We start from the raw sequence: 11600 nt of genomic DNA, 5'->3' as shown, positions 1-11600 counted from the left end.
GTCGCGCAATGATCGATGAAATTACCGGACATGAGATGAAACATTTAAAATCAAGTTCCGCCGACTTGCGGGATTTATTCAAAGACAGCATTACAGTTAAATACCTCGCGGAACCGCTGAAAGCTGTCCCCGCTTGCGAAGACGCAGCCAAATTGCGATCGTGGATGGAGGCCCGCGATTTTGACGTAATCGGGATCGAAGAAAACGGCACGGTTTGCGGCTATGTAGAAAGATCGCACTTAATCGCAGGTAAGTGCAGCGACTACCAGCAAATTTTTCACCCCTCCCAATTAATTGCCGCCTCGACTCCTTTGATGGAATTGCTGCCGCTGCTGCGAGAAAAACCCAGATTATTTGTATTGGAAAGCAACAGGATCGACGGGATTGTTACCTGTGGCGATTTACAAAAAGCACCGGTGCGGATGCTGCTGTTTGGATTGGTGACGCTTTTGGAAATGAATTTATTGCGGATCGTGCGGATTTACTTTCCCCAAGATTCTTGGCAAAAATTGCTTAAGGGCGATCGTATTTTAGCAGCAAAACACCTTTGGCAATTGGGGCGATCGCGAAATGAAGCAATTGACTTAATCGATTACCTGCAATTCTGCGACAAGCGAGATTTAATCCTGACTTCTGCTGAAATAGTCGATCGGCTGGGGCTCAAATCCAAACGCTACGGGGAGCGTTTTTTAAAGTCAGCAGAAGCATTGAGAAACAAATTAGCTCACGCTCAAGATTTAATCAACGGTTCTTCTTGGCCGGAAGTAATTTTTTTAGCTCAGGAAATAGAAGCGCTTTTGCAGCGTTGCGAAGAAATTGAAATGGCCGCACCTAATGAAGTAGAAAGCATTTAATCCTCGTCTTTTATAGAGAGACTTTGTTTGTAGTGTCGCCATTTCCATCGCCTATTTTGATAGAGGAAGGTGCGCCGAAGCGCACCCTAGATTTAGTTTTTAATTTTTAGTTTCCTGTTGGTATACTTAGGAACCCAGCCTTGAGCACTGGTGTAATACTGCAAGGCTTTCAAGTACAGCGACGGAGTGAGATAAAACCAATGTTCAGTATTAGCCGGCACTTTAATGTATTCTTCAGCTTCCAGCATTAATTGTACCTGAGAGCCGTTAGAATACACAAACCCAAAAACGCATTCCCCAGCTAAAATGTGAAGAACTTCTGCATCTGTGTGGGTGTGAGTGCGATCGCTTTGAGTCATCAGCGCGTAAATCTGCTGCGAACCTGGATGCAGCACTTTTAAGTCGCACCACTTATATCCGCTGGCGCGCTTAAACTGTTCAAACTCGCTATTATATGCTGCGAGAATCTGCTGTTTTTCTGTTACATTGAGAATGTCTTGAACTAGCAGTTCTTGAAACGCCGGATTTTCGTTGGCTGGCAGGGAATCGATCTCAATATTTAAAACTGCCAGTTGACTCGCGATCGCCCGGATATCCGTATATGTTCTACCGTCTTCTAGTTGCAGAACAGCCATATTACCACCTAATGTTTTGAGCTTTGAGGGAAATTTAGTTTCCATTTTTAAGCTGCTGTTTTAAGCTTTCGTCAAAAACTAAACTCCTGCTTGTTTTCAATAATAGCCGATCGCTAAAATTCCATGTCCTGCCTCGCCAATTATCAAACCAATAGCACCCATCAAATAATTTGGTGGTTTTTTTAACTTTTATTTAATAAGATTTACTGGAGTTAATGTAAGGTGCACCATAAGCACCGCACAGCTTAACTAAAAACTCAAAACTTTCAAATCAGCATCCCCGCGATACAAGCAGTCATAAAACAAGCCACAGAGCCAGCAATCATCGCCCTCACGCCCAACCTCGCCAAATCGCCTTGCCGCTGCGGAGCCATCGCGCCAATTCCCCCAATCTGAATCCCGATCGAACCAATGTTAGAAAACCCGCACAAAGCATAAGTCGAGATAATTTGCGATCGTTCAGAAATCGCCTGTTGTTTCACCAATTCCATCAAATCTAAATAAGCAATAAACTCATTCAAAATCGTTTTTTTTCCCAAAACAATCCCCACCTCTGCACAATCAGCCCAAGGCACCCCCATCAGCCAAGCAACCGGAGCCATCAAATAAGCAAAAATTAATTCTAGCGACAACTGAGGCAAGCTAATTAGCCCTCCAAACCACCCCAAAAGCGCATTAAAAAAAGCTAACAAACCCAAAAAAGCAATCAGCATAGCGGCCACATTCGCCCCCAACTTCAACCCGTCGCTAGCACCCGAAGCCGCCGCATCCACCGCATTAGCATAAACCTGATCCACCTTCACCTCCACCTCCCCAGCAGTCAGCGACTTTTCAGTTTCCGGGTACAGCAATTTAGAAATAGCCAAAGCTGCTGGTGCAGACATCACCGACGCCGAAATTAAATGTTGAGCCGGTACTCCAAAAGAAATATAAGCTGCCATGACTCCGCCGGCAATTGTGGCAAATCCTCCCGTCATGACAGCATGAAGTTCCGAGAGCGTCATCGCCCCCAAATAAGGTTTAATTAACAAAGGAGCTTCGGTTTGCCCGATAAAGATATTCCCAGCACAAGAAAGCGTTTCTGCGCCGGAAGTTTTCATGGTTTTAATCATCAACCATGCCACTGCTTGCACAACTCGCTGCAAAATGCCGTAGTGATAAAGTATGGTGATAAACGAAGAGAAAAAAATGATAGTCGGCAGCACTTTAAAAGCGATAAAGTGTTCAGCAAAATTATCTCCAAATATAAACTTTGCCCCGGCATCAGAAAAATTGAGAAACTGCGTCACCAAATCTCCCAAAAATTTAAAGACAGCCAAACCAGGAGCAGTTTTGAGAATTAAAATAGCAAAAATTAGCTGTAAAGCAATTCCCCACAATACGGGCGGCCACTTGACAGCGCGCCGATCGACTGAAAAGACGTAGGACAAACCGACAAAAACAGCTAACCCGAATACAGAAATAAGTCGTTCCATGTATAGCAATTTTTAGAGAATCTACAGCAAGCTTTTATCGTTACCAGGCTCTGGTAATCCAGATTAACAGTCCGATCGTACTTTATCTCGTTTCCAGAGGTTGCCATGAGTTCGCGGCGCGGGCGGCACAGCCCCGGAAGGCGTGTAATACACGATGCCGCCCGATCGCATACAATCTGGGCCAGTTTCGCTTACAATAAAAGGCTAAACCTCAAAATCACGGCGCAGCCTAATTGCTGCTACTTTTATGTCTCTACCTATAGTTGCTATTATTGGACGCCCCAATGTAGGCAAATCGACGCTCGTCAACCGTTTAGCCAACACCCAAGACGCGATCGTCCACGACGAACCAGGAATCACGCGCGATCGCACTTACAGACCAGCATACTGGGGCGATCGGGAATATCAAGTCGTAGACACCGGCGGGCTAGTATTCGACGACGAAACAGAATTTTTGCCTTTAATTCGCGAACAAGCAATGGCGGCCCTCGCAGAAGCCAGCGCAGCCATTTTCGTAGTAGACGGAAAAACCGGGCTCACCGGCGGCGACGAATCGATCGCATCTTGGCTGAGACTGCAAAAAGTCCCAGTCATTCTCGCCGTCAACAAATGCGAATCCGAAAATACAGGGCTTACCCAAGCAGCCGACTTTTGGCAATTGGGACTCGGAGAACCTTACCCAGTTTCCGGCATTCACGGTAACGGCACCGGCGAATTGCTTGACAAATTAATTACTTACCTTCCCACAGAAGTATTACCCGAAGTTGAGGAAATTAAAGTAGCAATTATCGGTCGTCCCAACGTCGGCAAATCGAGTTTGTTAAACGCATTTCTCGGAGAAAATCGCGCCATAGTCAGCCCAATTTCCGGCACAACCCGCGACGCGATCGACACCTTAGTAGAACGCAACGGTAAAACCTACCGCCTGATCGACACAGCCGGAATTCGCAAAAAGAAAAACGTCGAATACGGCGCAGAATTTTTCGGCATCAACCGCGCTTTCAAAGCCATCCGTCGCGCCAACGTCATACTATTAGTAATTGACGCAATCGACGGCGTTACCGATCAAGACCAAAAATTAGCCGATCGCATCAGCCAAGAAGGTCGCGCCTGCATCATAGTCGTCAACAAATGGGATGCCATAGAAAAAGAGTCCGACACAATATACGAGTACGAAAGAGAAGTCAGAACCCGACTTTATTTCCTCGACTGGGCAGAAATGATTTTTGTTAGCGCCATGAGTGGACAGCGAGTTGAAAAAATCATTGAATTAGTAGACAAAGCCTCCGACGAACACAAACGCCGCGTCCCTACCGCAGTCATTAACGAAGTCATAGAAGAAGCCACAACCTGGCACTCAGCCCCAGTTACCCGCCAAGGAAAACAAGGCAAAATCTATTACGGTACTCAAGTGCGATCGCAGCCACCGACAATCGCCCTATTTGTCAACGATCCCAAACGCTTCACCGAAAATTACCGCCGCTACATGGAAAGCCAATTCCGCAAACACCTCGGCTTTACCGGTACACCAATGCGGCTACTTTGGAGAGGCAAAAAAGTTCGTGCCACCGAAATGAGCACAACAAACAGAGCACTGCGCGTGAAGTGATTTTAGATTTTAGATTTTGGATTTTAGATTAAAGAGAAAACGCAGTTTAATGGTATAATTAAGTTGCGATTTTTTTCTTTTGTCTTCCTTCGCCTCTTGGCAATTCAATTACTTGGTATTTGAAACAATTCCAAATCAAACAATCTAAAATCTCAAATCGCAAGGTGGACGAACAAGAGTTTAAAAGAAGAACAAAGCAGCTAGCATTGAGAGTTATTAAGCTAGTAGATGCGCTGCCCAAAGGCTCCGCTTCTCAGGTAATTGGCAAGCAGTTAATTCGTTCAGCAACTTCTGTAGGAGCCAATTATTGAGCGGCTTGTCGTGCGAAGTCAACAGCAGACTTAATTTCTAAACTCAGGATAGTGGAAGAAGAAGCGGATGAAAGTCTTTACTGGATGGAGTTAATAGTTGAAGCTGAATTGGTAGATGCCACTAAATTGAAAAGTATCATGTCAGAAACAAATGAGATTTTAGCGATGACAGTTGCGTCCATCAAAACTTTAATTGCTAAAAACCCAACAGCAAATCGCAAATAAAAAAATGTCAAAATTCAACAAAAATTTCCTATCAAAAATCAAAAAATTAAATAATCCCCAATCAAAAAATCAATTGCTCAATCAAATAATCCCATTCAAAAATCAATCCCTCAATCCCTCAATCAATCAATCCCTCAATCCCTCAATCCCTCAATCCCTCAATCAATCCCTCAATCCCTCAATCAATCAATCCCTCAATCAATCAATCCCTCAATCTAAAATCTAAAATCTAAAATCTAAAATCGACAAGATGGACTTACTTCGATCGCTCCCCATAGGACTTTACCTAGAACAACCCGTAACCTGGCTTCACCGGCTAGACTCCCGCGTCAAATTAGCTTGGTTGATGACATTTCTGATTGCACCAATACTCGCCAATCCCATCTGGCGGTTGATGCTAGTAGGAATGTTAATCGTACTGACACTAACTGCAGCAATTCCATTGCGCGTGTGGAAACAGCAAATGGGACTGCTGCTGCTATTTTGCCTATTAGTATTTTGCCTCAGCGCGATCGCCCCCGACGGACTCCCCGCAGAACACCAGCCCCGCATCCCCGCCGACGAATTAACCTTTTCCCAACAGTCGGCAACCCTTCCACCCCCTCAAAAGCCCAAACCCTGGTACCAATCTTTTAACTTAGGCTCAAACTCCCCAATCCCCAATCCCAAAGCCCAAAGCCCAAATCAACTCCCCCAACCCACAAACTACCGTTACGTTTTATTAAAACAAGGCCCGATTAAAATCACTCGCAAATCCCTAGATTTAGCTATCAACGTCAGCACCCTATTTTTCACAGTAATTTACAGCACCAACCTCTACCTTCTCACCACAGCCAGCGAAGAAATTACCGCCGCCCTTGAAAACTTAATGCAGCCCCTGCGCCGCTTGAACTGGCCTATTACCGAAATAGCCTTAACATTAACTTTATCTTTGCGATTTATTCCCCTAGTATTGGAAGAAATACAAAATTTAGTGCGATCGGTCAGAACCAGAGCGATAAACTGGAAAAAACTAGGATTTCGCAGCGCCGCTCAAGTGTGGTTGATGATAGCCGAGAGGCTGTTAGAAAACTTGCTCCTGCGAGCTGAACAAATTGCCAGCGCCATGAAAGTTCGCGGCTTCACCAGTCCCGATCGACACCGTGTAGAATGGCACCAGTTGCAATTGAAAATCCGAGACTGGATCGCCCTCGGCTGCTTGCTCGTCCTCTGGAGCGCCCGTTTTGTTTGGGGGTGGGACAGTTGAGATTTTAGATTTTAGATTTTAGATTTTAGATTGATTGATTGATTGATTGATTGATTGATTGATTAGATTTGAGATTGAAGAATTGGGAATGACTGATGAAGCTCGTCGTTTGGAGTACAGGCCAACATTTGAGTAAGTTTTGTCTGGTGCGCGACAGTCCTGCTAAAGTAATGGAGACAAATATTTAGAGAACCAAGACCTTGAACATCTATCTTGGGACAGATGTTGCGATTTTAGATTTTAGATTTTAGATTTTAGATTGATTAGATTTGAGATTGAAGAATTGGGAAGGAAAGATTCGAGCGGGCTTTGAAGCACGGGCATACATTTGAGTCAATACGCTTGGGTTAGTGCTAAAAAAACCGATCGTGCGTAGGTTGGGTTGAGGAACGAACCCTCCGTTTCACTCCGCCCAACATTTTCGCTACAATTTTCCTTAACTGAACCGTATTGACATTTGAGTAAGTTTTGTCTGGTGCGCGACAGTCCTGCTAAAGTAATGGAGACAAATATTTAGAGAACCAAGACCTTGAACATCTATCTTGGGACAGATATCGTATATGTTCCCCGCATTCAAGCTGCATTAGACCGGTTTGGCGATCGCTTTCTCGAAAAAGTTTACACGCCCGCCGAACAAAGGGATTGCGGACAACAAAATTCTCAACACAGCAGCATTAAAGGTAAAATGAATCGAGTTTCCTGCAACCAGCTAGCGGGCCGCTGGGCAGCAAAAGAAGCCGTTGTCAAAGCTCTAGGCACGGGATGGCGGGGAATACGGTATGCAGATGTGGAAATTCGGCGCTCCGAAAACGGTGCTCCAAACGTGCAACTGCACGGAACCGCAGCAGCACAAGCCTCTGTTTGGGGAAATTGCCAGTGGCAATTGAGCCTCAGCCACGACGGAGACTATTGCACCGCTACGGCGATCGCCCTTTGTACCCCGCTCTCAAACAACGCCGTCGGGCGATCGAGCGAAACTAAAATCTAAAATCTAAATCTTTAATCTAAAATTGATAGATTGTGAGTGTGAATGACTACCGAAACTTACCTGAATCATCCAAACTTTGGCCTCCTCTTCAGGGTATCCCAGGTTGAAGACAGCCAAGAATTATTTACCACCCTATACGCCCAACGCCTGTTTTTTTTGGTGACAAACGGCCCTGGCGGGCTGAGATTTGAACCAATCAGTCGCTCCGACGCTCGCCTCATGGTCGAAATTCGCCTGCGAACCCTGCGTCGCAGCGGTCAATATCAGGAGTACGACCAATTGCAGACCATTCACCAGCGCACATTTCAATAACGAAAATCAATAATTTTGTAATTGGTAACTGTCTAAATTTTCCTTCCCTCCCGTCAAGAGCGTTGAGCACCCATGACCATAGCCTCTCGAATTAACAGCATTCGCCAACACTTGCCGGAATCAGTGCGGTTAATTGCCGTTACCAAACAGGTATCGACTGATGCTATCCGCGAAGCATACGACGGCGGTATCCGGGATTTTGGCGAGAGTAAGGTTCAAGAGACTGTCGAAAAACAAAGCCAACTGCAAGATTTGCCGGATATCAACTGGCACTTGATCGGGCACTTGCAAGCCAACAAATCCGCCAAGGCCCTAGAGCATTTCCAGTGGATTCACTCTCTCGACAATTTAAAACTCGCTCAGCGACTTTCGCGCTTGGCGGGGGAAATGTCCTGCTCTCCCCAAGTCTGCCTGCAGGTCAAAATGTTGCCCGACCCGGACAAATACGGCTGGAGCGTTCCAGAACTGCTGGCTGACCTTCCAGAACTCAACAAATGTCAGCATATCAAAATTCAAGGTTTGATGACAATTCCTCCGCTGGGATTAGATGACTCGCAAATCCTAGAATTATTTAACAGCACCCGCGAACTTGCTGACAAAATCCAGCAGCAAAATTTGCCCTACATTCAAATGCAGCAGCTCTCGATGGGGATGTCGGGAGATTATCATTTGGCAATTCAAGCAGGTGCTACTATGGTACGGCTAGGACAAACCTTATTTGGCTCTAGGAGGGGATAAATAATTGAAATCTTCTGATAAAGACAATTTGGGTTAAATATAGAATAGTCAGCCACCCGCGACTAACGCGCAACGCGAGTATAGTCGGGGCAGCAAAGTCGTAAAGGAGCGTGAATCATGAATATTTTTTCTAAACTGCGAGATTTTGTAGGGATCAACAATGAGCCTGAGTACGATGACGTGTACGACGAAACGGAAGGGGAGCGCTATCAGAACTTCTACCAAGCGCCTGAACCCAACCCCGCTGCAGTCGCAGCAGAAGAAGAACGTCGTCAAAATCGTAGAATGCGAGAGCGGTCAGTAGTAGGATCGACAGGTATGGATGTAGTTGCACCAACCGGGGGAGTAGGGTCAGTAATGAATAACGTGATTGGAATGCCTGGAGCTATGAACGGGATTTCGGAAGTAGTCGTAATGGAGCCGCGCACTTTTGAAGAGATGCCGGCAGCAATTCGAGCCCTTAAGGAACGGAAGTCTGTGGTTTTGAACCTGACGGTGATGGACCCAGACCAAGCGCAAAGAGCTGTGGACTTTGTGGCGGGCGGTACTTATGCCCTTGACGGTCATCAAGAGCGAATTGGCGAAAGTATTTTCTTGTTTACGCCTAGCTGCGTGCAGGTGAGAACTCAGTCTGGTGTGGTTCACGAAGTGCCTCCTGCTCAGGGACGCCCTCGTGCTGCTGCTCCTGCACCGACAGTCTGGCCGGCAGAACAAGCTACCATCGCTCAGTAGTTATTAGTTAGTAGTTATTAGTCATTAGTCATCTGTCTTTAGTCTTTAGTTATTAGCCAGTAAGCTTTTAACTAGCGAGATCCTGAATTTTGTATCCTTAGTTCTGGGCGCTTAACTCTTAGCTAAGGCGGAGAACTGATAATTAATGGCAACTAATAATTAATGACTAATGACTAGCATAAAATAGTAAGGTGCGTCGCTTTCTAATTTTCGATCGAACTTGTAAATTGTTGCGGGCGACGCACCCTACAAGGTAGCACTGTAGACTAATGACTAATGACTAATGACTAATGACTAATGACTAACATAAAATTTGGTACGATCGGCGGTGGGGTAATGGGAGAAGCTCTCTTATCCCGCTTAATAGCACAAAAAGTTTATTTGCCTTCAGAAATATTGGTGAGCGAGCCTGGGGTAAAGCGCCGCGAGTTTTTGGCTAACAAATACGGGATTGGAACAACAGCCAGCAATCTAGAAGTTGCTGCAGCTACAGAAGTGCTGTTTTTGGCGATTAAACCGCAAGTTTTTGATACGGTAGCTTTGGAGTTGGCGGTGGCGGCCGATCGCAAACAAGGAAATAATGGAGAAACGGCTAATTCCCAGCCAGAAGCGCTAGTAGTGTCGATTTTGGCCGGAGTGCCACTGAGCAAGCTGGAACCAGCCTTTCCGGGGCGGGGAGTGCTGCGGGTGATGCCGAATACTCCAGCCACGGTAGGAGCGGGAATGAGCGCGATCGCTCCGGGAAAACTCGTGCAACCGGCTGATTTAGAATTGGTAAAGCGCATCTTTCAAGCCGTGGGAGAAGTGGTAGAAGTACCTGAGAGTATGCTCGATGCGGTGACTGGACTTTCGGGTTCCGGCCCTGGTTATGTAGCAATTTTGATAGAGGCCTTGACAGATGGCGGAGTTTGTGCTGGACTGCCACGGGCGATCGCCTCTCAATTAGCTTTACAAACAGTATTCGGTACAGCGAAGCTAATGCAAGAAACGGGAATGCACCCGGCACAATTGAAAGATCAAGTTACGAGTCCCGGCGGCACAACTATTGCGGGAATTGCTAAATTAGAGAGTAACGGCTTTCGTTCTGCCCTAATCGAAGCAGTGAAAGCAGCTTGTTTGCGTTCTCAAGAATTGGGTAAATAGGTGTTAGTGCCATGCTGACTTTAAAATTAGATTTAAGTCCGTGGATCAAGTTGACAGACGATCAGTTTTACGAACTGTGCCAACATCACCCCGATTATAAATTTGAACGGAATGCAAAAGGAGAACTGCTGATGGTTCCACCAACGGGAGGAGAAACGGGAAACCGTAATATGGATTTATCCTATCAATTGCAAGCTTGGAGTCGCCAAAATCCGAATCTAGGAATTGCTTTTGACTCTTCCACCTGTTTTAGACTCCCAAACGGTGCAACTCGTTCTCCCGATGCTTCTTGGATAAAACGCGAAAGATGGGAAGCTTTAACTCCCGAACAAAAAAGAAAATTTCCGCCACTGTGTCCTGATTTTGTAGTGGAATTGCGCTCGCCCACTGATTCTATCCGAGAAACGCGAGAGAAAATGCAGGAATATCGGGAAAATGGCGTTTTTTTGGGGTGGTTGATTGACCCGCAAACGCGGAGTGTGGAGATTTATAGGATCGATCGAGAAATAGAAATATTGCAGTCCCCTGTTACGCTGTCAGGGGAAGATATTTTGCCCGGATTTGTGTTGGAACTAGGGCCCGTTATGGGAAATAATTGAAAAGGTGTCAGGCTGTTTCAGATCAATCGCTAGCTGCTGTTTCCAATTTCTGCCCAATCCTTGGTTCCGTACCATTCAAAAGCCGCTGAATATTGCTGCGGTGCCGCACAATTACAAACACACCGCCCGCAATGCCAAACAATACATAAGCCAGGGGCTGATGTAAAGCAAACATCAATCCAGCCACGCTAATTGCCCCGATAATCGAACTTAAAGAAACAATTCGCGACACCGCAAATACTATCCCGAAAATTCCGAAAGTTCCCAAACCAACTGGCCAGTACAAACCAAGCAAAACTCCCAAACTCGTAGCCACAGATTTACCCCCCGTAAACCCCAGCCAGATTGATTTGCTGTGGCCCAAAATAGCAGAGAAACCCGCCAAAGTTGCCATCCAAGGGATGACAGTTGCAGTATTTTCTATACCGGCGGCGGTTGCTAGCTGGCTGGTAAAAGTGAGAGAGTAAATGTAGCGGATTAGGACGATCGCACTTACCCCCTTCAACACATCAACCAGCAACACCCCCAACCCCGGCCACTTCCCCAAAGTCCTCAGTACGTTAGTCGCACCAGTCGAGCCCGAACCAACCTCTCGAATATCAATTCCTAGCATCCATTTCCCCAAGGCGTACCCAGTAGGAATCGAACCCAGCAGATAAGCTGCTATTAGCAATGCGCCATTTAAAATTATCCAGCTAGCCATTTTTTAATTTGAGATTTCGTGTACTTTTAA

The 11600-nt window shown here is 46.0% G+C and carries 12 protein-coding genes and 1 pseudogene; 10 read left to right on the top strand and 3 right to left on the bottom strand.

Annotated features, from left to right (window positions below; translation table 11 throughout):
- Nucleotides 1–35: 35 nt before the first annotated feature.
- Complete coding sequence (locus tag QT987_RS08550) at nucleotides 36–854, top strand: hypothetical protein (RefSeq protein ID WP_333238979.1); 819 nt, start codon at nucleotides 36–38, stop codon at nucleotides 852–854.
- Between the two features lie 92 nt (nucleotides 855–946).
- On the opposite strand, the gene QT987_RS08545 is transcribed toward QT987_RS08550, so the two are convergent.
- Together QT987_RS08545 and QT987_RS08540 are read right to left on the bottom strand one after the other, a co-directional pair.
- Nucleotides 947–1534 (bottom strand): acireductone dioxygenase, encoded by a 588-nt coding sequence (locus QT987_RS08545; RefSeq protein WP_333238977.1) that lies wholly within the window; start codon nucleotides 1532–1534, stop codon nucleotides 947–949.
- A 221-nt stretch (nucleotides 1535–1755) separates the two neighbouring features.
- A complete protein-coding gene (locus tag QT987_RS08540; RefSeq protein ID WP_333238975.1) occupies nucleotides 1756–2964 on the bottom strand; it encodes a NupC/NupG family nucleoside CNT transporter in 1209 nt (402 codons plus the stop codon).
- A 247-nt stretch (nucleotides 2965–3211) separates the two neighbouring features.
- Here QT987_RS08540 and der point away from each other — a divergent pair, with 247 nt between their 5' ends.
- The 9 genes and pseudogenes from der (at nucleotide 3212) to QT987_RS08495 (ending at nucleotide 10867) form a co-directional block, all read left to right on the top strand.
- The gene (der, locus tag QT987_RS08535) at nucleotides 3212–4573 is read left to right on the top strand and encodes a ribosome biogenesis GTPase Der (RefSeq protein ID WP_333210999.1); all 1362 of its coding nucleotides are present in this window, start codon (nucleotides 3212–3214) and stop codon (nucleotides 4571–4573) included.
- A gap of 164 nt (nucleotides 4574–4737) precedes the next feature.
- Nucleotides 4738–5109 (top strand): annotated as a pseudogene (locus tag QT987_RS08530) (four helix bundle protein).
- A gap of 250 nt (nucleotides 5110–5359) precedes the next feature.
- Complete coding sequence (locus QT987_RS08525; protein WP_333238973.1) at nucleotides 5360–6355, top strand: energy-coupling factor transporter transmembrane protein EcfT; 996 nt, start codon at nucleotides 5360–5362, stop codon at nucleotides 6353–6355.
- A gap of 529 nt (nucleotides 6356–6884) precedes the next feature.
- On the top strand, nucleotides 6885–7343 hold the full coding sequence (gene acpS / locus QT987_RS08520) for a holo-ACP synthase (protein ID WP_333207152.1): 459 nt from the start codon (nucleotides 6885–6887) through the stop codon (nucleotides 7341–7343).
- A gap of 42 nt (nucleotides 7344–7385) precedes the next feature.
- Nucleotides 7386–7655 carry a transcriptional coactivator PipX gene (pipX, locus tag QT987_RS08515; protein WP_006634205.1) on the top strand — a complete coding sequence of 90 codons (270 nt, stop codon included), beginning with the start codon at nucleotides 7386–7388 and terminating at the stop codon, nucleotides 7653–7655.
- A 72-nt stretch (nucleotides 7656–7727) separates the two neighbouring features.
- Entirely contained in the window at nucleotides 7728–8393 is a 666-nt protein-coding gene (locus QT987_RS08510; RefSeq protein WP_333238971.1) for a YggS family pyridoxal phosphate-dependent enzyme, read from the top strand.
- A gap of 117 nt (nucleotides 8394–8510) precedes the next feature.
- Entirely contained in the window at nucleotides 8511–9125 is a 615-nt protein-coding gene (locus QT987_RS08505) for a cell division protein SepF (protein WP_333058022.1), read from the top strand.
- 297 nt (nucleotides 9126–9422) lie between these two features.
- A complete protein-coding gene (gene proC / locus QT987_RS08500; RefSeq protein WP_333141028.1) occupies nucleotides 9423–10268 on the top strand; it encodes a pyrroline-5-carboxylate reductase in 846 nt (281 codons plus the stop codon).
- A gap of 11 nt (nucleotides 10269–10279) precedes the next feature.
- Nucleotides 10280–10867 carry a Uma2 family endonuclease gene (locus tag QT987_RS08495; protein ID WP_333238969.1) on the top strand — a complete coding sequence of 196 codons (588 nt, stop codon included), beginning with the start codon at nucleotides 10280–10282 and terminating at the stop codon, nucleotides 10865–10867.
- Between the two features lie 22 nt (nucleotides 10868–10889).
- Here the strand turns inward: QT987_RS08495 and plsY are convergent, their stop codons facing one another.
- The gene (plsY, locus tag QT987_RS08490; RefSeq protein WP_333238967.1) at nucleotides 10890–11570 is read right to left on the bottom strand and encodes a glycerol-3-phosphate 1-O-acyltransferase PlsY; all 681 of its coding nucleotides are present in this window, start codon (nucleotides 11568–11570) and stop codon (nucleotides 10890–10892) included.
- Between the last annotated feature and the right edge of the window lie 30 nt (nucleotides 11571–11600).

It is taken from the genome of Microcoleus sp. SVA1B4, assembly GCF_036700545.1.
In the GTDB taxonomy this organism is placed as follows: Bacteria; Cyanobacteriota; Cyanobacteriia; order Cyanobacteriales; family Microcoleaceae; genus Microcoleus.
This window is presented reverse-complemented; position numbering and strand designations above follow the sequence as displayed.